This is a genomic window from Vannielia litorea (genome assembly GCF_900142295.1).
Classification (GTDB): Bacteria; Pseudomonadota; Alphaproteobacteria; order Rhodobacterales; family Rhodobacteraceae; genus Vannielia; species Vannielia litorea.
On sequence record NZ_FSRL01000001.1, the window covers coordinates 1,094,511 to 1,119,415 of the forward strand.

A 24,905-nucleotide genomic window follows, 5' to 3' on the forward strand; every position below is an offset into this window, starting at 1 on the left:
GCTAGCGCGGCAGGGCGCGGATACTGCCGATCTCGACGGTGCGGCCCTCGCGGGCAGAGGCGCAGGCGGCGAAGGTGAGGGCCAGGGTGGCGCGGTTGCGCGCGGCGGAGTTGGCGGGCGGGCGGCCCTGCTCGATGGCGCAGAGCAGCTCGCCCATGGCGCCGCGAAACCCGTCGTTGAACCAGGTGCCGGCGAGCCGGGGGGTGGCGCGGCCGGCGGCTGTGGTGAGGGTCACCTGCTGCCGGCCGAGGTCGGGGCCGGTGGACTGCAACGTGCCCTCGGTGCCGGTGATCACGGTCGTGTCGCTTGGCCCGTGCCGGGTGGCGCCGTCGAAGGCGAACGAGGCCTGCCCGCCGTCGAGCGTGACGAGGGCCTGGGCGAGGAGCGGAGTCCGGGCGCCCTGGCCCGCAGCGAAGGCGGAGGTTGCCGTGACGGTTTGCAGGCGGTCCCCGGCGAGGCTGGCGAGAAAGTCGAACCAGTGGATGCCGAAGTCGTAGAGCACGAGGTCGTGGATTTCCTCGAAGGGGGTGTCTTCGATCCAGGCATGGTTCCAGGCGATGGCGACATGGGCGGAGGTGAGGGTGCCGATCAGGCCCCGCTGCACGGCCTCGCGCATCCAGGCGAGGTGCGGCGCCCAGCGGCCGTTCTGGTTGACGGCGAGGTGGACGCCTTGGGCCTCGGCCAGCGCCGTGAGGCGCTCAGCGTCGTCGAGGCTTTCGGTGAAGGGCTTTTGCGAGAGCACATGCTTGCCGGCCTTCAGCGCGGCCTCGACGATCGGCAGGCGGTCGGCGGGATGGGGGGTGATGTCGACCACCGCGATGGCGGGGTCGTCCAGCACCGCCTCCCAGCGGTCGGTCACCCGCGCCTGCGGAAAGAACTCCGCCGCCCGCGCCTGTGCCCGAGCGAGGCTGCGGTTGCAGATGGCGGCCACCTCCCATCCGGCGGTGCGGTAGGCGTCGAGATGAGCGCCCGCGATGCCGCCCGCGCCGATGAGGGCGATGGGAGGCGGGTTGCGGGGTGTTGGCGGCTGGTAGGGAAGATCGGGAGCGGGGATCTCCGCCACCTGCGCGGACTTCAGGGCGTAGCTCTCGGCGTCCGGTTCGCTCATGGCAGCAGCGGCAGGGTGCGCTTTTCGGCGGCCGACTTTGCTGCGGTGTCGATGATGCGTTGAGCGGTGAGGCAGAGGGCCGGGTCGAGCGGGCCCTCGATGGGCGCACCGGACCTGAGGCGGGAGAGGACGTATTCGATCGGGTTTGTCTCGCCTGCAGGGAGCGGGGTGACGGGCACCGCGTGGATCTCGGGCCGGGCGCGGGTTTGGAGGGTCACGTGGTCGGCGTAGTCGTGGCTGACCAGCGTGCCGTCCGAGCCGATGAAGGTGAAGCCGCAGCGGGGCTGGGGCTGGGTGATCCAGGGGTCGGTGAAAGTGCCCCATCGGGTTTCCATCCTGCTGAGGCCGGTGGCGTAGCGGCAGATGGTGATGGAGTGCTGGTCGACCTCGATGCCGGGGGTCTCGTCGATGACGCATGTGACCTCGAGCGGGGCGGCGCCCTCCATGTACCAGGTGCCGAGCGTCGCGCCGTAGCCGAGATAGTCGAGCAGCGAGCCGCCGCCGGAGGCCTTTTTGTACCACCAGCTTTCGGGCTTTTGCCGCTCCACCTCCTCGGGCGTGACCTCGACCTTGTCGGCGAGGTGGAAGAGCGGCCCGCGGTTACCGCCGTAGCTGCGCACCTCGAGCAGTTCGCCGATGGTGCCCGCCTCGATGATCTCTTTGGCGGTGACGTGGCTCTCGACCCAGCGCAGCGGCCAGTTGATCGCCATGCGCCCGCCGCCCGCCGCCATCGCGGCGATCATCCGGCGGGCATCTGCGGCCGTGGCGGCGAAGGGCTTTTCGACGAAGAGGTTGGTGCCGGTGGGGGCGATGCGCTCGGCCATCTCGGCGTGGCTGGCGGTGGAGGAGCAGAGGATGGCGAGATCGGGCGCGGTGCCCAGGGCGGCGTCGAGATCGGTGAAGACCCGCTCTTCGGGCACGTCGAAGGCCGCCACCGCCGCCTGCATCTTCGCGCGGTCGGGGTCGTAGAGGGCGCAGATCTCGGCTTCGGGGTGCGCGTGGACCATGCGCAGCAGGTCGCCCATGTGCATGTGGTCGAAGGAGATGCCGGCGATCTTCATCGGGTTACCTCGTGTCTGTCAGGCGCAGGTGAATGGCGGCGACGCCCAGGATGATGCCGCCAAAGAGGATGCGCCGCACGCCCTCGGGCATTTGCAGCAGGGTCAGCATGGTGCCCAGCACGGTGAGGATGAGGGCGCCGACGATAGTGCCCGCGTAGCCGCCGCGCCCGCCGAAGATCGAGGTGCCGCCGATCACCGCCGCGGCCACCGAGGGCAGCATCAGCGGGACGGCGAGCGACAGCGAGGGGGCCTTGATGAGGCCGACGTAGAGCAGGCCCGCCACGCCCGCGATGAGCCCCGAGATCGCGTAGAGCGCCAGGTGCACCTGCCAGCCGCGCACGCCCGCGAGCCGCGCCGCGCCTTCGTTGTCGCCCATCGCGTAGAGCAGGCGGCCAAAGCCGGTGCGGCGCTGGGCGTAGAGGATGAGGGCGGCGAAGGGGACAAAGAGCACCAGCGCATTGGGAAAGCCCCAGGTGCGGCCGGTGCCGAGCCAGGCCAGCGCCTCGGGCACCTCGGAGCCGGTGGCGATGACGGTGCTCTGGTAGACCTGGAGGCAGCCGGTGCCGATGAGGCCGGTGCCCAGCGTGATGATCAGCGGGTGCACTCGGAAGAGCCCCACGCCGACGCCGTTCAGCAGCCCGATCAGCACGGCGGGGACGAGGGAGAGGACGATGGCCGCGGGGGCGCCGTAGAAGGGCACGAGCGTGGCCATGACGAAGCTGGAGATGGTGGCGACGATGGCCGCCGAGAGGTCGATGCCTCCCGTGAGCATGGTCAGCGTCTGGCAGGCGGCGAGCATCGCCAGCGGGATGGCGAACTTCACCGTGTTGGCGATCCAGCGCTCGCCGACGATGCCGGGGCGCATGATCTCGAGCAGGCCCACGAGCAGGGCGAGGAGCACCAGCAGGGGGATGATCGGGTGATCGCGGAGGAGGGCCTTGGCGCGGGTCATCAGAGCCTTCCTTTCGCCGCCAGCAGCCCGCCGATCATGACGACCACCACCATGATGGTGCCCTCGATGATGGCCGAGACGTTGGGATCGACGGAGAGCAGGGTGAGGTCCATCCGCACCAGCCGCAAAATGAACACGGCGATGAGCGGGCCCAGCAGCCCGCCCTTCCCGCCGCCCAGCACAACGCCGCCCAGCACCACGGCGGCCACGGAGGCCAGCAGGTAGGGGCCGGGGATGGGCTCGCCGATGCCGGTGGAGAGCGTGAGCGAGAGCCCCCCCATCGCCGCGAACAGCCCGGCGAGGCCGTAGGCAACGATCCGGGTGCGGCCCACGTTGACGCCCGAGCGGAAGGCGGCGAGCGCATCGGAGCCCACGGCATAGAGCGAGAGGCCGGTGCGGGAGCGGCGGATCGGGAGCCAGACCAGCGCCACCAGCACCAGCAGGAAGACCAGCGCGCGCGGCACGCCGCCAAGGCCGGGGATGGGAAGGCCGCCGATGATGAGGCCGCGCAGCCAGTCCGCCGCCCGTCCGCCCGGCGCGTTGAGGATCAGGAGTGCCACGCCCTCCCAGACGAAGAGCATGGCGAGGGTCACCACGATGTCGGGCACGCGGGTGAGGGTGATGAGCAGCCCGTTGAGCGCGCCCATGGCCGCGCCTATCGCCAGCACCAGAAGGACGATGCCGAGCGAGGCGGCGCCGCCGTTGCCCTCCATCAGCACGGCAGCGGTGACCGAGCAGACCGCCATGACCGAGGCGATGGAGAGGTCGATGCCGCCCGCGATCACCACCACCGCCTGGGCCACGGTGGCAAAGGCGAAGGGCAGGGCGGCGCGGGCGAGGCTCTCGACGCCGCTCGCGCCGAAGGTGGGCTGGATCAGCTTGGTCGCCAGGATGAGCAGGGCCAGGATGACGGCCAGGCCGGTGATCCAGGCGTGTTTGCGCAAGGCCTTCATGCGGCGCTCTCCGTCAGCCCGTAGGCGGCGCGCATGAGGCGGGGTTCGTCGGCCTTCGAGGCGGGCATGGTATCGACCACGCGGCCATTGAAGATGACGATACAGCGGTCGCAGGCCAGCTGGATCTCTTCGAGCTCGGAGGAATAGAACAGCACCGCGGCGCCCGAGGCCGCAAGCTCGCGCACCAGCGGGTAGATCTGGCGCTTGGTGCGCACGTCGATGCCGCGGGTGGGATCGAAGAGCAGGAGGGTATCGCAGCCATGGGCCAGCCAGCGCCCGATGGTGACCTTCTGCTGGTTGCCGCCCGAGAGGCGGCCGACCTCGCCCTGGGCGCGGGTGTCGATCTGGAGCCGCTCGATGGTGCGCGCCACGATCTCGCCCTCGCGGCGCATGTGGATTGGCCCCCAGGCGCGGGGGTGGGCGGAGAAGGGGAGCGCGAGGTTGTCGCGCACGCTTTGCTGCATGGCCAGCGCATCGGCCCGGTTGCCGGGCACGAAGGAGAGGCCGGCGGCGATGGCGTCGGCGGGATGGGCGAAGCGGCGGGGGCTGCCCTCGACCTCGATGACGCCGCGATCGGGCTTGCGGGCGCCGGCCAGCACCTCGAAGAGCTCGTCCTGCCCCTGGCCTTCGAGCGCGACCACGCCCAGCACCTCGCCGGGATGGAGGGCGAAGCTGACGTCGGTCAGCTTGCCCGTGGCGCCGAGGCCGCGGACGGCCAGGCGCGGGGTGCCGCTGGGGGCAGGCGCGGCGCGCTGGGCGGCGGTTTCACCGGGCTTGATCGCCTCGCCCAGCATCATCTCGACGATGCGCTCCTCGGCGCCGGCCTCGATGGGCACATCGCCCACGGTGGCGCCGTCACGCAGCACCACGGCGCGCTGGCAGACCTGGGCGATCTCGGCGAAGCGGTGGGAGATGTAGATGACGGAGCGCCCGGCCTCGGCCTGCTGTTTGACGACCCGGAGCACCGCCTCCACCAGGTCGGTTGGCAGCGCGGCTGTCATCTCGTCGAGCAGGAGCACGTCGGGCTCGCTGGCCAGGGCGCGGGCGAGGTCGATGATCCGCAGGGTGGCCAGCGGAAGGCTGTGGATCATCGCGGAGAGATCGAGGGTGGAAAAGCCCAGTTCGGCCATCCAGGCCTTGAACTTGGCAGGATCGGTGCCGCCGAGGCGGAGATTGTCGGCCACGTCGAGATCGGGGATCAGCGAGGGCTCCTGGTAGACGGGCACGAGGCCGGAGCGGCGGGCCTCGGCGGGGGAGCCGACCACGCGCTCGGTACCGCGGATCCTGACATGGCCGCTGTCGGCGCGGAGCGCGCCGGTGAGGATTTTCACGAAGGTCGACTTGCCCGCGCCGTTGGCGCCCATCAGCGCCACGATCTCGCCCCGACGAATGGTGAGGGCGGCGGCCTTCAGGGCCACGACCGCGCCGAAGCGCTTTTCGACGCCGCTCGCGTCGAGCAGCGGGGCCTCATGGGTCATGTCGCCTCTTTGGTCTTCATGTTCAGAGGGTTGGCCGGGCAGGTTGATGTGCCCGGCCGGTGGTGCTCACTCGCCGGGGCCCTTGCAGGCGATAATCTCTTCCATGGAGTAATCGGTCCAGCCGTCGATGCTGACGGAAACCGGCCACTCGGGGTCGAGATCGGGGTTCTGGGCGGCGGCGATCATCTCCTTGCCCTTGTCGTCGTTGTTGGCCCAGAGCGCCGGGTCGACCAGCACTACCCGCTCGGCGGGCATTTGCCCTTCGAGGATCTGGAGCGCCAGCGTCACGCCCGCGCCGCCGATGGAGCCGGGGTTGGTGACGGCGGCGCCGGTGAGGCCCTCGACCGAAGCGAGCTGGCCGACGAAACCGGCGTTGTCGGCGCCCACGACCGGCACGAGGTCCACGTCGCTCTCGACCAGCGCATCGACGATCACGTTGTCGATTCCGCTCGTCCAGATGCCGTCAAACGGGATGCCGGTGGCGATGTAGTCGAGGATCTGCTGCTTGCCCTTGTCCTGCTGCCAGCCGGTGAAGACCTCCTGGGCCACCGTCACATCGGGGAACTCGGCCAGCGCGCGCTTGAAGCCGCGGTCGCGGTCGTCATCGGCGGCCGCCCCGGCCGCGCCGCGCATGTAGACCACAGAGCCGGAGCCTCCGATGGTTTCGAACAGCCACTTGGCGCCGAGGTAGGCGTATTCTTCCTGGTTGTTCGAGAGCACATAGGCGGAGTCCGCGTTCACGCCCTGGTCGACGGCCACGACGACGATGCCCTTGTCTGTCGCCTCCTTGACCGCGTCGGCAATGCCGTCGGGATTGGCGGGGTTGACCACGATGGCATCGACACCCGCCTCGATCAGGTTGCGGATGTCCTCCGACTGGCCGGCGGCATCGGTGTTGCGGTGGGCGATGTTGAGACTGTCGACCTTGCCGGAGACGAGGGCCTGCGCCTTCATCGCGCAGATCATCTCCTCGCGCCAGCCGTTGCCCTGCACGGTGTTGGAAATGCCGATGGTGTAATCGGCCAGCGCCATGCCGGCGAGCCCGAGGGTGACGCCAGCGGCGGCGGTGGTTGTCTTGAGCAGCTTCTTCATGATTTTCCCTCCCTAGGAAAAGTTATGCGTTTCAGTTTCTTGTTGTTGTTACTTGATGTAAGGTTGCAGCACGTCGCGGGCGAGCAGGAAGCCGCGCTTCACCGCGGCGTCATCCTTCTCGAAGACCTTGTCCTCGTGCTCGATGATCACCGGCCCGTCGTAGCCCGCGCGGTAGAGACCGGAGAAGAAGCCGGGCCAGTCCACATCGCCCAGACCGGGCATGCGGGGCACCTGCCAGCCCATGCCCAGGCTCATGGTGCCGTTCTCGTAGAGCTTGTCGCGGTCGATCATCACGTCCTTGGCGTGGACATGGGCCATTTTCGGCCCGAACTCCTTGATGAAGCGGGCCTGGTCGATGAATTGCCAGACCAGATGCGAGGGGTCGAAGTTCATGCCCACGGCATCGCCCCATTCGTCGAAGATGCGGCGCCAGATCCTGGGGCTGTAGGCGATGTTGTGCCCGCCGGGCCATTCATCGTAGCTGAAGATCATCGGGCAGTTCTCGAAGCAGAGCTTGACGCCAGCATCCTCGGCATGGCCGACGACGGGCGAGAAGATCTGCTGCGCGCGTTTCCAGTTCTCGTCCACGTTCAAGGACTTGTCGCCGCCAATGAAGGTGTTCACGACCGGGACGGAGAGGGTGGCGGCGGCCGTGATCACGTGTTTGAGGTGGGGGATAACCTCTTCGCGGTGGGCGGCGTCTGCGTGCAGCGGGTTGGGGTAGTAGCCCAGGGCCGAGATGCCGACGCCCAGCTCGGCTAGGCTGCCGGTGATTTCCTGCGCCTGGCCCTCGGAGAGGCCGTTGCAGTCGATGTGGGAGGTGCCGGCGTAGCGCCGGGCCTCGCCGCCGGAGGCGGGCCAGCAGGCGATTTCGAGCAGGCCCATGGCCTCGTCGGCCGCCCATTGGGCAACCTCGAGCAGGGGCGTATCGGGGAACGGTGCGGTGAGGATTCCGAGTTTCATGTTTTTTGTCCTTGTCTTATGCGCCGATCTTCACCCAGGCGCCGCTCCGGGCGCTGGCGAGGACCGCCTCGCAGAATTCCATCTCGAAATGCCCGTCGGCAAAGCTGGCCCAGGTGGAGGCGGGCTGGCGCGCGCCGGCCTGGATATCGCCGTAGACCTGCCGGAAGAGGGCGAAGAAGGTGTCGGCGAAGCCCTCCACATGGCCGCCGGGCAGCGAGGCGGCGGCGGCGCCGGTGGGGTTCATCAGGGCGGCGTCGCGCTGCAGGATCTGGTTCGGGCCGTCGCGGTGACCGATGAAGAGGTGATCGGGGGTTTCGGAGGTCCACTCGGCGCTGGCCTTGGCCCCGGCGATATCCCAGCGGAGCGCGTTCTTGCGGCCGGGAGAGACCTGGCTGACCGTGAGAGAGCCGCGTGCGCCGCTGGGATAGCGCAGCAATATCAGGGCTGTATCCTCGGTTGTTACGGTAACTTTCTCGGTGGCGCCGGAGGCCGCGGTGAAGGTTTCGACCGGGCCGGTGGGCTTGTCGCGCTCGGTGATGAAGGTGCTGAGCTCGGCCATCACCTCGGCGGGCTTCTCGCCGGCGATGAAGCTGGTGAGGTCGGCCCAATGGGTGCCGATATCGCCTACCGCGCGCAGGGCGCCGCCCTTGTCGCCCTCGAGCCGCCAGTTCCAGTCGGTCGGCTTGGCGAGCCAGTCCTGCACGTAGTGGCCGGTGACCAGGCGGAGATCGCCCAGCTCGCCCGCCGCGACCATGCCGCGGGCCTGCTGGTTCAGCGGGTAGAAGCGGATGTTGTAGCAGACCGCGCAGATGAGGTCGGAGGCGGCGGCGCGCTCGACCAGTTCGGCGGATTGGGCGGCGGTCATCGTCAGGGGCTTTTCGCAGACCACGTGCTTGCCGGCGGCGATGAGGGCCTTCACCTGGCTGTAGTGCAGGTGATTGGGGGAGGTGACGTGGACGGCCTGCACGGAGGCATCGGCGCAGAGCTCCTCGAGCGAGGCGAAGGCGCGGGTGCCCAGGCCCGCGGCGGCCGCCGCGCCGCGCTCGGGCGAGGAGCCCAGCACGCCGCGCAGGTTGACCCCGAGCCGCCGCAGCGCCCAGACATGAACCGTTCCGATAAAGCCGGTGCCGATCACCGCCACGCCGATGCGCGAGAAATCCGTCATCGCGTTTCGCCCCGCAGCGGGGCGCCTCCCTTGCTGTGAGCCTCAAACAACCGAATAGCCTCCGTCAACCGGAATACAGGCGCCGGTCATGAACTTTGCCGCCTCGGAGGCCAGAAACAGGACCGGTCCGGCGATATCCTCGGGCTGGCCCCAGCGGCCCAGCGGGGTGCGGGCGTTGACGTTGGCCACATGGGTGGCGTCTTCGCGCGAGCGGGCCGACTGGGCGGTGACGATGAAGCCCGGCGCGACGGCGTTGACGCGGATGCCCTCGGACGCCCAGGCGATGGCGAGCGACTTGGTGAGCTGCTGCACTGCGGCCTTGGAGGCGCCGTAGGCGGGGTTCCTGGGGCTGCCGAAGCCGGCATACATGGACGCGATGTTGATGACGCAGCCCTTGCTGGCCGCAAGCTGGGGCCGGAAGGCGAGGGCGCAGCGCATCGTGCCGGTGAGGTTGATGTCGACCACCCTGGAGAAGAACTCGGGGGCCATCTCCTCGCCGCGGGCGGTGATGGCGGCGCAGTTGACGAGCACGTCGAGCCTGGGCGTGGCGGCGGAGAGGGCCTCGACGGCGGCCATGTCGGTCACGTCGAGCCGGGTGTAGGGGAAGTGGCTGTCAGCCGGGTCGGGCTCCGGCTCGACCCCGGTGATGGCGACGCTGGCGCCGGCGGCGGCGAAGGCCCGGGCGATGGCGGCGCCGATCCCCGCTCGGCTGGCGCCGATCACCAGCACCTGGGCCCCGGCGTAGGAAAACCCCGCCCGGCCCATCGGGTTATCGCTCCCTGTCGTCAGCGCCAATCCTCCCCTCGGCAGCCAGCGGGCGGTTTCCGCCTCTTTTGGTGTAAACGATTACAGGGCGCGGCAGCGGTGGCGCGGACCGGCGCTGTAAACGATTACATAGTCAAAGCGCCGGGCCGGGATTGTCAAGGGTCCAATGCGGTGAGCACATAAGCCGCAGGGCAGGGAGGGATGACGCTTGGAGATTGCGGCAGATGGAATCGGGCTGGCCTTCGATGCGGTCCACGGGCTGATCGAGACGATCCGGGTAACGGATGACGGGCGCGAGGTGGCGCCCTTGCATCGGGCGCCCTGGGTGGGGCGCGAGGCGATGCCGGAAGGCGCGCCGCCGCATCTGGCGGTGCTGGGCGGCGATTTCTTTTGTGCGCCGTTCGGGCGGGCCGGCGAGGAGGTGCCGCTGCATGGCTGGCCGTGCAACAGCGCGTGGTCGGCAGAGGCGCGGGCGGGCGAGCTGCTGGCCGTTCTGGAGCGGAAGGTGCAGGGTGCGCGGCTGGTGAAGCGGCTGGCCCTGCGCGACGGGCATCCGTTTGTCTACCAGGCGCATCGGTTCGAGGGCGGGCAGGGGCGGATCGCGGTGGCGAACCATGCGAATGTGGCGCTGCCCCACGGGGGCATCATCCGCACCTCGGCGAAGCGGCGCTGGCAGACCGGGGCCACGGCGCTGGAGCCGGACCCGGCGCGGGGGCGCTCGGCCCTGCGCTATCCGGCGGAGGGCGCGATCGGCGCCTTTCCCGGCGCTGAAGGCGTGGTGGACCTGCGCCTCTATCCCTGGGGGCCCGCGCATGAGGACTTCGTGACCGGGATCGAGGCCGAGGGATCGCCCCTGGGGTGGACGGCGGTGGTGCGTCCGGTGGAGGGCGATCTCTACCTGTCGCTGCGCAACCCGGCGGCGCTGCCGATGACGATGCTCTGGCATTCGAACGGCGGGCGCGACTACGCGCCGTGGAACAGGCGGCACAGGGGGTGCCTCGGGGTGGAGGAGGGCTGCGCGCCGCATCTGATCGACGCGCCGGAGCTGCAGGCACCGGAGTTGGGAGCCGGGCTCGAGGTGCGGCATGTGACCGGGGCCATGGCTTGGCCCTGCGGCGCGCCGGTGGCCTCGGTGGCGGCCGAGGGCGGCGCGCTGCGGGTGACGGGAGAGGACGGGACGGTGCGGGTGGTGCCCTGCGACCTGGCGTTTCTCACGGGGTGAGGCGACGGCGCGCGCCCGGACCGCCTTCAGGGCGCGAGCGTGGGGCGACCGGGCGAGAGCATGGCGGGGGTGAGGCCGCTGCCTGCGAGCACCTCGTCCACGCCGGAGCCCCGCACCAGGGCCCCCGCGATGCGCGACAGCGCGGGCGAGGTTTGCACCCCGTCGCCGCCCTGGCCCGCAAGCCAGAAGAAGCGCGGCTCGGCCGGGTCGAAGCCGCAGACCGGCGCGCGGTCGGGGAAGAAGCAGCGCAGGCCGGCCCACTTGCTCTCGATCCGGCGCACCTCGACCCGGCAGGCGGTGGTGAGGCGGTCCACGCAGAGGGCGATGTCGAGCTCCTCGGGTTGGGCATCGCAGGGCTCGGAGGGGGTTTCATCGGCGGGGGAGGCCATGAGCTTGCCGCCCATCGGGCGCGTGTAGAAGGCCTCGTCGGCGTCGACGATCATCGGCAGGGTGGCGAGCGGCAGGTCGGCGGGGGCATCGACGGTGATGGCGGTGCGGCGCATGGGTTGCAGCCCCAGCGGGCGCAGACCGGCGAGGCTGGCCACGCGGTCGGCCCAGGCTCCGGCGGCGTTGACGACGAGACTGGCGGTGAGGCTGCCCTCGGGCGTTTCGATCCGCCAGCCCTCGCCCTCGCGGGTGAGGGCGGTGACCTCGGCCTTGCCTTTCAGCGTGGCGCCGTTGGCGCGGGCCTGGCGGAGAAAGCCCTGAAGCAGGGCGTGCACGTCGATGTCATGGGCCTCGGAGGTGTAGAGCGCCCGTGCGATGTGGCCGGGGCGGAGCAGGGGCGCCATGGCCTCGGCCTCCTCTCCGGTCAGCCACTGCAGGTCTGAGGTGTCTTCGATGCCCGCGGCGAGCGCCTTCAGGGCGTGGCGCTGGTCTTCGCGGGCGATGCGGAGAAAGCCGCGCGGGGTGAGCAGGGGCGCCTCGGTGAAGCCTGCGGGCGGGGCCTTGAGGACGGGCTCGGCCAGCGCCACCAGGCGCTGCCACACGCCCGCGCCATAGCCCTGCACGTAGAGCGCGGCGGAGCGGCCGGAGCTGTGGTAGCCGGGCTGGCTCTCGGCCTCGAGGATCACCACGCGGGCGTTGCGGGAGAGTTCTGCGGCCGCCGAGATGCCGGCGATGCCGCCGCCGATCACGGCCACGTCGAATTGGTCTTGCACTGGTGTCTCCGGGTCGTTCTGCCGGACGCTAGCAGGGGTTGGCGCGGGTGCCCAGCCTCAGCGGCAGACGTCGACGAGGGTACCCCAGTCGGCGCAGAGGCGGGCGAGGTCGGGGGTGAGCGGCGCGTCGGTGAAGAAGCGGTCGATCGCGGCGAGCGAGGCGATGCGGGCGGGGGCGCTGCGCTGGAACTTGGAGTGATCGGCCACGAGGAAGGTGCGGCGCGACTGGGCGAGGATGGCCTGGCTGACGCCGACCTCCTGGATGTCGAAGTCGAGCATGTCGCCCTCGCGGTCGATGGCCGAGCACCCGACGATGGCGAGATCGAACTTGAACTGCTGAATGGTCTCGGAGGCCAGTTTGCCGACCAGCCCGCCGTCGGAGCGGCGCAGCGTGCCGCCGGTGACGACGATCTCGCAGTCGGAGTTTGCGGCGAGGATGTTGGCCACGTTCATGTTGTTGGTTACCACCAGCAGGCTGCGATGGCGCATCAACTCGCGGGCCACGGCCTCGGTGGAGGTGCCGATGTTGAGGAAGATGCTGGCGTTCTCGGGGATCTGGGCAGCGCAGGCGCGGGCGATGGCGGCCTTGGCCTCGAGGTTCAGCGAGCGCCGCTCCTCGTAGCCGATGTTGTGGGTGCCCGAGGCGAGGATGGCGCCGCCGTGGACGCGCTCGATCTGGCCGGCCTCGGCCAGTTCGGTCAGGTCGCGCCGGATGGTCTGGAGGGTGACGCCGAAGTGCTCGGCCAGCCCGTCGACCGTGACCTTGCCGTCGCGGCGGATGATCTCGAGCATTTCGGGGTGGCGGAAGGCCTGGCTCATGCGGGGTGTTCCGGGTCGTGCATGTTCGGTTCTTTTCGCATGGGGCGTGAGGCGGGGCAATGGGATTTGCGTGCAAACAGGGGTGGAGGCGGGTTTTCCGTTGTGATGGCAGGGGTTTCGCCGCAATGCAGCGGTTTGCGCTGCCGCGCGGCAAGTCGCTGATCGCGCGTGAGATTCCCAAAAACGAAAAGAAACGAACATTTCTGCTTTCGTCGGGGCGCGACTCGGTGCATAACTTGCGCCGAGGACACCTGGGAGGAAAACGTGTCGAAGGGGGCGCCCACGGAGCCGGTCGATCTGTTCGTGATCGGTGGCGGCATCAATGGCTGCGGCATCGCACGCGATGCGGCGGGCCGGGGGCTCTCGGTGCGCCTCGCCGAGATGGGTGACCTGGCGCAGGCGACCTCCTCCTCCTCGACCAAGCTCTTTCATGGCGGGCTGCGGTATCTGGAGTTCTTCGAGTTCCGGCTGGTGCGGGAGGCCCTGGAAGAGCGCGAGGTGCTTTTGCGGAACATGCCGCACATCTCCTGGCCTATGAGATTTGTGCTTCCTTATCATAAGGATATGCGGTTCGAGAAGGCGACGCCGACCTCGCGGCTGCTCTCCTTCGCGATGCCCTGGATGCGCGGACGGCGGCCGGCCTGGCTGATCCGCCTGGGGCTCTTCCTTTACGATCACCTGGGCGGGCGCAAGATCCTGCCCGGCACCGCCACACTCAGCCTGCCCGGCACGGCGGAGGGCGCGCCGCTCCAGCCGCGCTTCGAGCGGGCCTATGAGTATTCGGACTGCTGGGTGGAGGACTCGCGGCTCGTGGTGCTCAACGCGCGGGACGCGGAGGCGCGGGGCGCGACGATCCTGACGCGGACCAAGGTGCTATCGGCCCATGTCGAAGACGGGCTCTGGATCGTGGAAACGCAAAATACCGAAAGCGGACAGAAGGCGACCCACAGTGCGCGCATGCTTGTCAACGCCGGCGGCCCCTGGGTGGGGGAGATCCTGAGCCACACGATCCGCTCCAACTCGACAGAGGGCGTTCGGCTGGTGCGCGGCTCGCATATCGTGACGCGGCGGCTCTACGACCACGACAAGGCCTATTTCTTCCAGGGCGAGGATGGGCGGATCATCTTTGCCATTCCCTACGAGCAGGATTTCACCCTGATCGGCACCACCGAATGTGCCCATGATGACCCCGGCGAAGCGCCGCGCTGCACCGAGGAGGAGCGCGACTACCTGATCGACTTCGCCGGGCGCTACCTGAAGGCGCCGATCACGGCGGAGGATATCGTCTGGACCTATTCGGGCGTGAGGCCGCTCTACGACGAGGGCGCCAGCTCGGCCACCGCGGCGACGCGGGACTACACGCTGAAGGTGGACAGCTCGGCAGGCGCGCCGGTGCTGAATGTGTTTGGCGGCAAGATCACCACCTACCGGCGGTTGGCGGAGGCCGCGCTGGACAAGATCGCGCCGCATTTCCAGGGTCTTGGCCGCAAGTGGACAGAAACCGCCCCGCTGCCCGGAGGCGACTTTGCTCATGACGGGGCGCGGGCGCTGGCCGAGGGGCTGCGCGGGGAGTATCCGTTTCTCGAGGCTGCGCAGGCCGCGCGGCTGGTGCGGGCCTACGGCACGGAGGCGCGGGCCGTTCTGGGCAAGGCGGCCAGTGCCGCAGACCTGGGGCAGGACTTTGGCGCGGGGCTGACCCGGGCCGAGGTGGACTGGCTGATGGCGCATGAATACGCCCGCACCGCGGACGACATCCTGTGGCGGCGCAGCAAGCTGGGCCTGCGGCTCTCGGCCGACCAGGTCAAGGCGCTGGAAGCCTACTTGAAAACCCATCGCCGGGACGCGAGCCCGGCGGCGGCGGAATAGGGGGACGCATGGTTCTGGAACTGAAGTCCGTGAGCAAGGTGGTGGGGCGTCAGACGCATATTCACCCCACGGATCTCCACCTCGAGAACGGCACGATGAACGTGCTGCTCGGGCCTACGCTCGCGGGCAAGACCAGCCTGATGCGCCTCATGGCGGGCCTCGACCAACCGACCGAGGGGCGGGTGTTCTGGAACGGCGAGGACGTGACGGGGATGCGGGTGCAGGACCGGCAGGTGGCGATGGTCTACCAGCAGTTCATCAACTACCCGACGATGACCGTCTACGACAACATCGCATCGCCCTTGCGGCTGCAGGGCAAGGACAAGGCGACTATCGACGCCGCCGTCCACAAGACCGCCGAGATGATGAAGCTCACCCCCATGCTCGACCGCAGGCCGCTGGAGCTTTCGGGCGGGCAGCAACAGCGTTGCGCCCTGGCGCGGGCCCTGGTGAAGGGGGCGGGGCTGGTGCTGCTCGACGAGCCGCTGGCCAACCTCGACTACAAGCTGCGCGAGGAACTGCGCGTGGAGATCCCGAAGATCTTCGAGGAGTCGGGCGCGATCTTTGTCTATGCCACCACCGAGCCGGAGGAGGCGCTGCTGCTCGGCGGCAACACGGCGACGCTCTGGGAGGGGCGGGTGACGCAGTTCGGGCTGACGCCGGATGTCTATCGCCGCCCTGTGGATGCCACCACGGCGCGGGTGTTCTCGGACCCGCCGATGAACTTCTTGCAGGTGTCCAAGACGGGCAACAAGCTGATGTTCGGCGAGGGACAGAGCGCGCCCGCGACCGGCAAGCTGGCGGAGCTGCCCGACGGGCGCTACCTGGCCGGGTTCCGGCCCAACCACCTGGAGATCGGGCAGCACACGCCGAGTGCGATGAAGTTCAACACGCGGCTTTCGGTGACCGAGCTGACCGGGTCGGAGACCTTCGTGCATCTCGACCATGCCGGCGAGCGCTGGGTCGGGCTCATTCACGGGGTGCACAACCTCGAGCCGGGGGCCGACCTCGCGGTGTGGCTCGACCCGAGCCACGTGTACATCTTCGATGCCGAGGGGGCGCTGGTGGCGCCTGCCTCCTACGCGGCGGCGGCCTGAGGGGGACCATGGCACAGATCACGCTCGACAACCTCGCGCACTCCTACCTCGCCGATCCGGCGAGCGAGGACGACTGGGCGCTGAAGGAGCTCAACCACACCTGGGAGGATGGCGCGGCCTATGCGCTGCTGGGGGCCTCGGGCTGCGGCAAGTCCACCCTGCTCAACATCATCTCGGGACTGCTGATGCCCTCGCGCGGCCGCATTCTCTTTGGCGAGCAGGACGTGACCTTTGCGCCCACCGCCGAGCGCAACATCGCGCAGGTGTTCCAGTTTCCGGTCGTCTACGACACCATGACCGTGCGGGACAACCTGGCGTTTCCGCTGAGAAACCGGGGCCATGACGAGGCCTATGTGGCCGAACGGGTGGGCGAGATTGCCCGGATGATCGGCATGGAGGAGGTGTTGAACCGCAAGGCGCGGGGCCTCACGGCGGACGCCAAGCAGAAGATCAGTCTCGGGCGCGGCATGGTGCGCAAGGATGTGAACGCGCTGCTGTTCGACGAGCCGCTCACCGTGATCGACCCGCACATGAAGTGGGAGCTGCGGACCCAGCTCAAACAGCTGCATCACGACTTTGGCCATACGATGATCTATGTCACCCACGACCAGACCGAAGCGCTGACCTTCGCCGACAAGGTGGTGGTGATGCACGATGGCCGGGTGGTGCAGATCGGCACGCCCGAGGAGCTTTTCGAGCGGCCGGAGCATACCTTCGTGGGCTATTTCATCGGCTCGCCCGGGATGAACCTGATCCCGGCAAGGGTGGAGGGCAACCGCGCCTATATCGACGGCGCCGAGCTGGCGCTGGCGCATGGCTACGGGGCGGTTTCCGGCCGGGTCGCGCTTGGGGTGCGGCCCGAGTATGCGCGGCTGTCGGCCACGGAGGGCCTGCCGGTCAAGGTGCGCCGGGTGGAGGACGTGGGCCGCCACAAGATCGTGCGGGCGGAGTTCTTTGGCAGCGAGATCAACGTGATCGCGGGGGAGGGCGACGAGATCGGCGCCGACATGACCCGGGTGGCCTTCGACCCGGCGCATGTGAACGTCTACGCCGACGACTGGCGGGTGAGCCCGGAGGAAGCGGCGTGATGCACCCCGTCTCCCCCCGCTGCGCCGTCATCCACACCCTGTCTGCAGGAGCCGCCTGATGGAAAAGACCACCAATCACAAGGCCTGGTTCCTCGTTCTGCCGGTGCTGATCCTCGTGGCCTTCTCGGCGGTCATCCCGCTGATGACCGTGGTCAACTACTCGGTGCAGGACACTTTCGGGAACAACCAGTTCTTCTGGGCCGGGCTCGAATGGTTCGAGGAGATGCTCGACAGCGAGCGGATGTGGGCGGCGCTCTGGCGGCAGATGGGGTTCTCGGCGCTCATCCTCGCCATCGAGGTGCCGCTGGGGATCTTCGTGGCGCTGAACATGCCCAAGCGCGGGTTCTGGGCGAGCTTCTGCCTCGTGCTGATGAGCCTGCCGCTGCTGATCCCGTGGAACGTTGTGGGCACCATCTGGCAGATCTTCGGGCGGGTCGACATCGGCCTTCTGGGGCACACGCTGGCGGCCATCGGGGTGGACTACAACTACACCCGTGACGTGCTGGATGCCTGGATCACCGTGGTGGTGATGGATGTCTGGCACTGGACCTCGCTGATCGCGCTCTTGGCCTATGCCGGGTTGCAAAGCATCCCCGATGCCTTCTACCAGGCCGCCAAGATCGACCAGGCGAGCCGCTGGAAGGTGTTCCGCTACATCGAGCTGCCCAAGATGCAGGGCGTGCTGATGATCGCCATCCTGCTGCGCTTCATGGACAGCTTCATGATCTACACCGAGCCCTTCGTGGTGACGGGCGGGGGGCCGGGCAATGCCACGACCTTCCTCTCCATCGACCTGGTGAAGATGGCCATCGGCCAGTTCGACCTCGGGCCTGCTGCCGCCTTCTCGATCATGTATTTCCTGGTGATCCTGCTGGTGAGCTGGGTGTTCTACACGGTCATGACCAACCTCGACAAAAGGGATGCGAAATGACGGATGCCACCTTCGCCCCCGCCCGCTCCGCGCCAAAGGTCCGGATCAAGGGCTCCGCCATCGTGATGGGGCTCTACCTGCTGTTCCTGCTGCTGCCGATCTACTGGCTGGTGAACATGAGCCTGAAGAGCAATTCCGAGATCCTCGGCAGCTTCACGCTCTGGCCGCAGGACCTGACGCTGCGCAACTACCGGGTCATCCTGACCGATCCGAGCTGGTACATGGGGTATGTGAACTCGCTGATCTACGTGGTGATGAACACGGTGATCTCGGTGGCCGTGGCGCTGCCCGCGGCCTATGCCTTCTCGCGCTACCACTTCCTGGGCGACAAGCACCTGTTCTTCTGGCTGCTGACCAACCGGATGGCTCCGCCTGCCGTCTTCGCGCTGCCGTTCTTCCAGCTCTACTCCTCGGTCGGGCTGTTCGACACGCACATTGCGGTGGCGCTGGCGCATTGCCTCTTCAACGTGCCGCTGGCGGTGTGGATCCTCGAGGGTTTCATGCGTGGGGTGCCGAAGGAGATCGACGAGACGGCCTATATCGACGGCTACAGCTTTCCGAAGTTCTTCGTGAAGATCTTCATGCCGCTGATCGCCTCGGGCATCGGCGTGGCGGCGTTTTTCTGCTTCATGTTCAGCTGGGTCGAACTGCTGCTCTCCCGGACTCTCACCACGGTAGATGCCAAGCCGATTGCGGCGACCATGACCCGCACCGTCTCTGCCTCCGGCCTCGACTGGGGCGTGCTGGCGGCGGCGGGGGTGCTGACCATCGTGCCGGGTGCCTTGGTGATCTATTTCGTGCGCAACTACATCGCCAAGGGCTTCGCCCTGGGGAGGGTGTAGTGACACGGTTTGTTAACCAAAGCGCCGTCATCCTCGGGCTTGACCCGAGGATCTCCTGTCAACGAGATCCTCGGGTCAGGCCCGAGGATGACAAGAGGCTACGGCGGGATGGACAAGCAGATGGCGGTCTACATGATGACCAACAAGCCGCGCGGGACGCTCTACATCGGCGTGACCAGCGGGTTGGTCGGGCGGGTCTGGCAGCATCGGACCCACGCGTTTCCTGGCTTCACCGATCTGTACAATCTCGACAAGCTGGTCTGGTACGAGACGCACGAGGAGCCGACTGTTGCGATACAGCGGGAGAAATCGCTGAAACGCTGGTACCGGCGGTGGAAGATCGACCTGATCGAGAAGGCCAATCCCGGCTGGCGGGATCTCTGGTACGAGATTTGCCCCGGGGCAGAGGCAGAGGCGGACGTCTGAAGGCCGTCATCCTCGGGCCTGACCCGAGGATCTCTCATTTTCCGTCGCACCCAGCCGCAAGAGGTCCTCGGGTCAAGCCCGAGGATGACCGCTTCCTGAAAATCCTGAGCAATAGGAGCCGCTGACATGGACTGGATGGCATGGACATGGCCCACCGCGATCTTCTTTCTCGTGATCGCCAGCCTGCTGATCACCTTCACCGTGCTCGCAATCAAGTTCCCCGAGACGCCCCGCAAGGGCGTGCTCCAGATCGAGACCACGAGGGGCGACCGCCTCTTCATCACCCTTCTCGGCTCGGCCTTCATCAACCTGGCCTGGCTCGGATTGACCGGATGGCCCCAACCCTGGGCGCTGGTCCTCTGCCTGATCTATGCCGCAGCGGTGTTTCGCTGGGTGTAGCGCAGGAATAACGGCCGCGACCAACGCGGCGCTTCATAACCCAACAGGGAGGAGAAATCATGAAGCTCAATCTCAGATCAACCACCGCCTTTACCGGCGGGCTCGCGGTGGCGCTCAGCCTCGCCGTGCCGGCCTTTGCCGGGATGGACGAGGCCCGCGCCTTCCTCGACGCCGAGATCGGCGACCTCTCCACGCTCACCCGCGAGGAGCAGGAAGCCGAGATGCAGTGGTTCGTCGATGCCGCGCAGCCCTTTGCGGGCATGGACATCAAGGTGGTGTCGGAGACGATCACCACCCACGAGTACGAGGCCCAGGTGCTGGCCCCGGCCTTTACCGCGATCACCGGCATCCAGATCACCCACGACCTCATCGGCGAGGGCGACGTGGTGGAGAAGCTGCAAACCCAAATGCAGTCTGGCGAGAACGTTTATGATGCCTACATCAACGACAGCGACCTGATCGGCACCCATTGGCGCTACCAGCAGGCCCACAACCTGACCGACTGGATGGCGGGCGAGGGTGCGGATGTCACCAACCCCGGGCTCGCCCTCGATGATTTCATCGGCCTGTCGTTCACCACCGGACCCGATGGCAAGGTCTACCAGCTGCCCGACCAGCAGTTCGCCAACCTCTACTGGTTCCGCTACGACTGGTTCAACGACGAGAAGACCAAGGCCGACTTCAAGGAAGCCTATGGCTACGACCTCGGCGTGCCGGTCAACTGGTCGGCCTACGAGGACATCGCCGAGTTCTTCACCGGGCGCGACATGTCTTACGCCGGCGGCCCCTCCGAGGGCGTCTATGGCAACATGGACTACGGCAAGAAAGACCCGTCTCTCGGCTGGCGCTACACCGATGCGTGGATGTCGATGGCCGGCATGGGCGACAAGGGCGAGCCCAACGGCCTGCCGGTCGACGAATGGGGCATCCGGGTGAACGAGAACTCCCAGCCCGTCGGCTCCTGCGTGGCCCGTGGCGGCGCGACGAACGGCCCCGCCGCCGTTTACGCCGTGACCAAGGCCATCGAGTGGCTCCAGAAATACTCGCCCCCGGCTGCCGCCGGCATGACCTTCGGCGAGGCCGGCCCGGTGCCGGCGCAGGGCTCTATTGCCCAGCAGATGTTCTGGTACACCGCCTTCACCGCCGACATGGTGGGGGATGGGGCCTCTGCGGTGCTCAACGAGGACGGCACGCCGAAGTGGCGCATGGCCCCCAGCCCGCATGGCGCCTACTGGGAAGAGGGCACCAAGATCGGCTACCAGGACGCCGGCAGCTGGACGCTGCTGAAGTCCACGCCCATCGACCGTGCCAAGGCGGCCTGGCTCTATGCCCAGTTCGTCACCTCCAAGACGGTGGATGTGAAGAAGTCCCACGTGGGCCTCACCTTCATCCGCGAGTCGACCATCCAGCACGACAGCTTCACCGAGCGGGCTCCCAAGCTCGGCGGTCTGGTCGAGTTCTACCGCTCGCCCGCGCGGGTGCAGTGGTCGCCCACCGGCACCAACGTGCCCGACTACCCCAAGCTGGCGCAGCTCTGGTGGCAGAACATCGGTGATGCGATGTCGGGTGCGAAGACCCCTCAGGAGGCGCTGGACTCGCTCTGCGCCGACCAGGAGCGGGTGCTGGAGCGGCTTGAGCGCGCAGGCGTTCAGGGCGATCTCGGCCCGGTGCTGAACGAGGAGAAGGACCCTGAGGAGTGGCTGGCGATGCCCGGCGCGCCCAAGGCCAAGCTCGACAACGAGGATCCGACCCCGGAGACCGTCAGCTACGACGAGCTGATCGCCTCCTGGAAGTAACCTGTCCTCCCCAGGCCGGGGCTGCCCTTGCGGGTGGCCCCGGCCGCTTTGTCTTTGACAGCCCGGCGATGTGTCGCTCACCCTGCACCTTGATCCTCGATGCCCTGACGGAGCCGCGCCATGCCCCCAGCGCCCCCGCCGCAGAACGTCTTTATCAAACGCGCGTCCATCGTGGTCGCGGGGGTGGTGCTGGTGATGATCCTGGTCGCGCCCTTCTACAACCGCACCCGCGCGCCGGGCGAGGCCATGGCGGCGGCCATGCTGCACGCCTTCGACGGGCAGGAGATCGCGGTGAAATGGCCCTCCGGCGAGATCGGGGTGCAGCAGGTCGGCCCCGGCCTCGCACCCTACACCATGCTCTGTCACCGCCACGAGCGCGCGTGGCGCGGGCTGATGGGCACGGCCGCGCCGCAACACCCCGATGCCTTCGAGTGCATCCTGCGCGTGGCCGAGCCCGAATCCGAGCTGCGCCGCCTGGCTATTGGTGCCATCGCCCTTCCGGAGCCGCCGCCACCGGAGGCGCTCGACGCCGCGGGCGCCCGCTGGCTCGACGGCTTTGTGCTGATCCCGCGCAGCGCCGAGGAACTGGAGCGCCTGCTGCGCTGACCCCGCCCCGCGTGACGCGGGCTGCCGTCCACGCTAAACCATCCGTCAACAGGGAGGACACGCAATGACCTACATTCTCGCCATCGACCAGGGCACCACCTCCTCCCGCGCCATTCTGTTCGATGCGCAGATGAAGCCCGTCGCCACTGCGCAGGAGGAATTCACCCAGCATTTCCCGGCTTCCGGTTGGGTCGAGCACGAGGCGGCCGATCTCTGGACCACCACCGCCGCCACCTGCCGCGCGGCGATCGAGAAGGCGGGCGCGTCGAGCGGCGATATCGCCGCCATCGGGATCACCAACCAGCGCGAGACGACGGTGGTCTGGGACAGGACCACGGGGCGCGCCATTCACAACGCCATCGTCTGGCAGGACAGGCGCACCGCCGATTTTTGCCGCTCCCTCAAGGAGAAGGGCCATGAACCGGCGGTGACCGAGGCGACCGGGCTGCTGCTCGACCCGTATTTCTCTGGCACCAAGCTGCGCTGGATCCTCGACAACGTGGAGGGCGCGCGCGCGAAGGCGGAGGCGGGGGAGCTTGCCTTCGGCACGGTCGACAGCTGGATCATCTGGCACCTCACCGGCGGCAGGGCCCATGTGACCGATGCCACCAATGCGGCGCGGACGATGCTCTACGACATTCGCAAGGGCGCGTGGTCGGAGGAGATGTGCGGGCTGCTCGACATCCCCATGTCGATGCTGCCAGAGGTGAAGGACTGCGCCGCCGATTTCGGCACGACGCGGACCGATCTGTTCGGCGGCCGCGAGATCCCGATCCTCGGTGTCGCGGGCGACCAGCAGGCGGCAACGGTGGGGCAGGCCTGTTTCGAGCCGGGCATGATGAAATCGACCTACGGCACGGGCTGCTTTGCCCTGCTCAACACCGGGGCCGACCCGGTGAAGAGCGAGAACCGCTTGCTGACGACGATTGCCTACCAGCTCGACGGCAAACCGACCTATGCGCTGGAAGGCTCGATCTTCGTGGCAGGCGCGGTGGTGCAATGGCTGCGCGACGGGATGAAGCTGATCCGCGAGGCGGGCGAGACCCAGCCGTTGGCGGAGCAGGCCGATACCGGGCAGGGGGTGGTGCTGGTGCCCGCCTTCACCGGCCTCGGTGCGCCCTATTGGGATGCCGATTGCCGTGGCGCCGTCTTCGGCCTGACGCGGGCGACCGGCCCGGCCGAGTTTGCCCGCGCCGCGCTGGAGAGCGTGGGCTACCAGACCCGCGACCTGCTGGAGGCGATGCAGGCCGACTGGGCGGGGAGCGGCGAAACCGCGTTGCGCGTGGACGGCGGCATGAGCGCCTCTGATTGGGCGATGCAGTTCCTGTCGGACATCATCGGCGCGCCGGTGGATCGGCCAAAGGTGCTGGAAACCACGGCCATGGGCGCGGCCTGGCTGGCGGGGCAGCGGGCAGGGGTCTACCCCGACCAGGCAGGCTTTGCCGAGACCTGGGCGCTGGACCGGAGCTTTGCGCCGGAGATGGCCGAGGGGGAACGGGAGGAGAAATACGCTCGCTGGAAGCGCGCGGTGGCGGCAACGCTCAGCTTTTAGACGGCGTCTCGGCAGGCTTGCTGCGGCCAGAGAGCTGATCGAGCCCGTCGCGGAGCTGGGCGGCGGTGATCCGTTCCAGCTCGGCTTCGATCCGCGCATGGGTCTCGCGCCAGATCGGCAGCGCCTCTTTCAGGATCGCGCGGCCCGCGTCGGTCAGCATGAGGCGCTTGGCGCGCTTGTCCTTCTCGTCGGGCTCCTGCCGCATCAGCCCGCGCCGCTCCAGCACCTTCACCGCCGCGGTCAGGGTTGTGCGGTCCATGCCCAGCTGACCGGTGAGGTCGGTCAGGCGGGGCGGGGCAGGGCGGTTGAGGCTCATCAGGAGCGAGAACTGGCCGTTGGTCAGGCCGAGCGGGCGGAACACCTCGTCGAAGATCCGGGCGAGCTGGCGCGCGGCGCGCTGGGCGCGCAGGCACAGGCAGGCCCAGCCGACCTCGTGGGTCACGTCGAGGGGGAGTTCGGGGTCCATCATCGTCTTATGTTGATATCAACCATAAAGCCTGTCAAGGTGAGGTCGGAATGCGCCATGAGGGAGGTATTTGCAATGGCATATGTTCAAGGGTTCCTGCTCGCCGTGCCGCAGGAAAACAAGGCGAAATACAAGAAGATGGCCGAGGAGGCGCTGGAGATGTTCAAGGGCTACGGCTGCATCGGGATGCAGGAGAACTGGGGCGTCGACGTGCCCGATGGCAAAGTGACGAGCTTTCCGATGGCGACCAAGATGGAGGAGGGTGAGGTGTGCGTGTTCTCTTGGGTGATCTGGCCGGACAAGGAGACTTGCGACAAGGCGGCGGAGCAGATGACCAAGGACATGGAGGGCCAAGAGATGCCCGAAATGCCCTTTGACGGGATGCGGATGATGTGGGGCGGGTTCGAGCCGCTGGTGGCCTGGGGCGAGGGCTCGGTGCGATGATGCGGCCAGCGCTTGTTCTGGCAGGGATTATCGCCGCCGGGCCCGCCATCGCGCAGGATCTGGCGATGGACACCACCAAGACCGATCTCGCCACGCTTCAACCCGGCACCTACAGGCTGGACCAGGCCCATTCGAGCCTGATCTTTGCGGTGGATCACATCGGGATCTCGATCTTTCGGGCGAGCTTCGACAGCTTCACGGCCACGCTGGAGATGGACCCGGCGGACCCTGGCACGGCGAAGCTCTCCGCCACGATCGACGTGGCCTCGCTCGACATTCCGACGCCGGAGCCTGAGGGGTTCAGGGCGATGCTGACCACCGCGCCCTGGTTCGACCTGACCAATCATCCGGAGATCATCCTGGTGAGCACGGCAATTCGCCTCACCGGGGAGAAGGCGGCGGAGGTGGAAGCGGTGCTCACGATCAACGGCACCTCCGCCCCGATCACCATGTCTGTCACCGCCCTGGGAGGCTGGGTTGGCAACCAGTACGACCCCAACGCGCGGATCGGCTTTCATGCGGAGGGACGTTTCAGCCGTTCGGCGGTGGGCTTCGACGTGGGGCTGCCGCCGCCGGGCACGACGATGGGCGTGGCCGACGAGGTGAGCTTCTCGGTCGATGCGGAGTTCACCGGGCCGCCCTGGGAGGGCTGAG

At 68.1% G+C, this 24,905-nt stretch carries 25 protein-coding genes; 13 read left to right on the forward strand and 12 right to left on the reverse strand.

Annotation, left to right across the window (positions count from 1 at the left end):
• Position 1 precedes the first annotated feature (1 nt).
• The 9 genes from BUR94_RS05530 to BUR94_RS05570 all read right to left on the reverse strand — a co-directional run bounded on the left by BUR94_RS05530 (position 2) and on the right by BUR94_RS05570 (position 9,537).
• Positions 2–1,108, reverse strand: a complete 1,107-nt coding sequence (locus BUR94_RS05530; protein WP_074255232.1) for a Gfo/Idh/MocA family protein — start codon at positions 1,106–1,108, stop codon at positions 2–4.
• Positions 1,105–2,169 carry a Gfo/Idh/MocA family protein gene (locus BUR94_RS05535; RefSeq protein ID WP_074255233.1) on the reverse strand — a complete coding sequence of 355 codons (1,065 nt, stop codon included), beginning with the start codon at positions 2,167–2,169 and terminating at the stop codon, positions 1,105–1,107. The genes BUR94_RS05530 and BUR94_RS05535 overlap by 4 nt, the downstream gene beginning before the upstream one ends.
• Before the next feature lie 4 nt (positions 2,170–2,173).
• The gene (locus BUR94_RS05540; protein ID WP_074255234.1) at positions 2,174–3,121 is read right to left on the reverse strand and encodes an ABC transporter permease; all 948 of its coding nucleotides are present in this window, start codon (positions 3,119–3,121) and stop codon (positions 2,174–2,176) included.
• Positions 3,121–4,074 (reverse strand): ABC transporter permease, encoded by a 954-nt coding sequence (locus BUR94_RS05545; RefSeq protein ID WP_074255235.1) that lies wholly within the window; start codon positions 4,072–4,074, stop codon positions 3,121–3,123. Before BUR94_RS05545 ends, BUR94_RS05540 begins: the two co-directional genes overlap by 1 nt.
• The gene (locus BUR94_RS05550) at positions 4,071–5,552 is read right to left on the reverse strand and encodes a sugar ABC transporter ATP-binding protein (RefSeq protein ID WP_074255236.1); all 1,482 of its coding nucleotides are present in this window, start codon (positions 5,550–5,552) and stop codon (positions 4,071–4,073) included. The genes BUR94_RS05545 and BUR94_RS05550 overlap by 4 nt, the downstream gene beginning before the upstream one ends.
• 66 nt (positions 5,553–5,618) lie before the next feature.
• Positions 5,619–6,644, reverse strand: a complete 1,026-nt coding sequence (locus BUR94_RS05555) for a substrate-binding domain-containing protein (protein ID WP_074255237.1) — start codon at positions 6,642–6,644, stop codon at positions 5,619–5,621.
• Positions 6,645–6,692: 48 nt separating this feature from the next.
• Positions 6,693–7,607 (reverse strand): sugar phosphate isomerase/epimerase family protein, encoded by a 915-nt coding sequence (locus tag BUR94_RS05560; protein WP_074255238.1) that lies wholly within the window; start codon positions 7,605–7,607, stop codon positions 6,693–6,695.
• 16 nt (positions 7,608–7,623) lie between these two features.
• A complete protein-coding gene (locus BUR94_RS05565; RefSeq protein WP_074255239.1) occupies positions 7,624–8,772 on the reverse strand; it encodes a Gfo/Idh/MocA family protein in 1,149 nt (382 codons plus the stop codon).
• 42 nt (positions 8,773–8,814) lie between these two features.
• Positions 8,815–9,537 carry an SDR family NAD(P)-dependent oxidoreductase gene (locus BUR94_RS05570; protein ID WP_074255240.1) on the reverse strand — a complete coding sequence of 241 codons (723 nt, stop codon included), beginning with the start codon at positions 9,535–9,537 and terminating at the stop codon, positions 8,815–8,817.
• 208 nt (positions 9,538–9,745) lie between these two features.
• Here BUR94_RS05570 and BUR94_RS05575 point away from each other — a divergent pair, with 208 nt between their 5' ends.
• Positions 9,746–10,759, forward strand: coding sequence for a hypothetical protein (locus BUR94_RS05575; RefSeq protein ID WP_074255241.1), 1,014 nt, complete (start codon positions 9,746–9,748; stop codon positions 10,757–10,759).
• A gap of 26 nt (positions 10,760–10,785) precedes the next feature.
• On the opposite strand, the gene BUR94_RS05580 is transcribed toward BUR94_RS05575, so the two are convergent.
• On the reverse strand, positions 10,786–11,919 hold the full coding sequence (locus tag BUR94_RS05580) for an NAD(P)/FAD-dependent oxidoreductase (protein ID WP_074255242.1): 1,134 nt from the start codon (positions 11,917–11,919) through the stop codon (positions 10,786–10,788).
• A 57-nt stretch (positions 11,920–11,976) separates the two neighbouring features.
• Complete coding sequence (locus tag BUR94_RS05585; protein ID WP_074255243.1) at positions 11,977–12,738, reverse strand: DeoR/GlpR family DNA-binding transcription regulator; 762 nt, start codon at positions 12,736–12,738, stop codon at positions 11,977–11,979.
• Positions 12,739–13,002: 264 nt separating this feature from the next.
• Between BUR94_RS05585 and glpD the strand changes: the two genes are divergently transcribed.
• The 10 genes from glpD to glpK all read left to right on the forward strand — a co-directional run bounded on the left by glpD (position 13,003) and on the right by glpK (position 23,341).
• The gene (glpD, locus tag BUR94_RS05590; RefSeq protein ID WP_074255244.1) at positions 13,003–14,604 is read left to right on the forward strand and encodes a glycerol-3-phosphate dehydrogenase; all 1,602 of its coding nucleotides are present in this window, start codon (positions 13,003–13,005) and stop codon (positions 14,602–14,604) included.
• An 8-nt stretch (positions 14,605–14,612) separates the two neighbouring features.
• Positions 14,613–15,701, forward strand: a complete 1,089-nt coding sequence (locus BUR94_RS05595) for an ABC transporter ATP-binding protein (protein WP_074255245.1) — start codon at positions 14,613–14,615, stop codon at positions 15,699–15,701.
• Between the two features lie 8 nt (positions 15,702–15,709).
• Positions 15,710–16,789, forward strand: coding sequence for an ABC transporter ATP-binding protein (locus BUR94_RS05600; protein ID WP_074255246.1), 1,080 nt, complete (start codon positions 15,710–15,712; stop codon positions 16,787–16,789).
• A 58-nt stretch (positions 16,790–16,847) separates the two neighbouring features.
• The gene (locus tag BUR94_RS05605; protein WP_074255247.1) at positions 16,848–17,720 is read left to right on the forward strand and encodes a carbohydrate ABC transporter permease; all 873 of its coding nucleotides are present in this window, start codon (positions 16,848–16,850) and stop codon (positions 17,718–17,720) included.
• Entirely contained in the window at positions 17,717–18,562 is an 846-nt protein-coding gene (locus tag BUR94_RS05610) for a carbohydrate ABC transporter permease (RefSeq protein WP_074255248.1), read from the forward strand. Before BUR94_RS05605 ends, BUR94_RS05610 begins: the two co-directional genes overlap by 4 nt.
• 87 nt (positions 18,563–18,649) lie before the next feature.
• A complete protein-coding gene (locus BUR94_RS05615; protein ID WP_245794382.1) occupies positions 18,650–18,988 on the forward strand; it encodes a GIY-YIG nuclease family protein in 339 nt (112 codons plus the stop codon).
• Positions 18,989–19,114: 126 nt separating this feature from the next.
• The gene (locus BUR94_RS05620) at positions 19,115–19,387 is read left to right on the forward strand and encodes a DUF2160 domain-containing protein (protein WP_074255249.1); all 273 of its coding nucleotides are present in this window, start codon (positions 19,115–19,117) and stop codon (positions 19,385–19,387) included.
• Positions 19,388–19,446: 59 nt separating this feature from the next.
• Entirely contained in the window at positions 19,447–21,183 is a 1,737-nt protein-coding gene (locus BUR94_RS05625; RefSeq protein WP_074255250.1) for an ABC transporter substrate-binding protein, read from the forward strand.
• A gap of 120 nt (positions 21,184–21,303) precedes the next feature.
• The gene (locus tag BUR94_RS05630; protein ID WP_074255251.1) at positions 21,304–21,789 is read left to right on the forward strand and encodes a hypothetical protein; all 486 of its coding nucleotides are present in this window, start codon (positions 21,304–21,306) and stop codon (positions 21,787–21,789) included.
• A 64-nt stretch (positions 21,790–21,853) separates the two neighbouring features.
• Positions 21,854–23,341: a glycerol kinase GlpK gene (gene glpK / locus BUR94_RS05635; RefSeq protein ID WP_074255252.1), complete on the forward strand. Its 1,488-nt coding sequence runs from the start codon at positions 21,854–21,856 to the stop codon at positions 23,339–23,341.
• On the opposite strand, the gene BUR94_RS05640 is transcribed toward glpK, so the two are convergent.
• Positions 23,331–23,810 carry a MarR family winged helix-turn-helix transcriptional regulator gene (locus BUR94_RS05640; protein WP_217694041.1) on the reverse strand — a complete coding sequence of 160 codons (480 nt, stop codon included), beginning with the start codon at positions 23,808–23,810 and terminating at the stop codon, positions 23,331–23,333. The genes glpK and BUR94_RS05640 overlap by 11 nt on opposite strands.
• A gap of 72 nt (positions 23,811–23,882) precedes the next feature.
• Here BUR94_RS05640 and BUR94_RS05645 point away from each other — a divergent pair, with 72 nt between their 5' ends.
• Positions 23,883–24,251: a DUF1428 domain-containing protein gene (locus BUR94_RS05645; RefSeq protein ID WP_074255253.1), complete on the forward strand. Its 369-nt coding sequence runs from the start codon at positions 23,883–23,885 to the stop codon at positions 24,249–24,251.
• Positions 24,252–24,316: 65 nt separating this feature from the next.
• Positions 24,317–24,904, forward strand: coding sequence for a YceI family protein (locus BUR94_RS05650; protein WP_175570426.1), 588 nt, complete (start codon positions 24,317–24,319; stop codon positions 24,902–24,904).
• Position 24,905 lies beyond the last annotated feature (1 nt).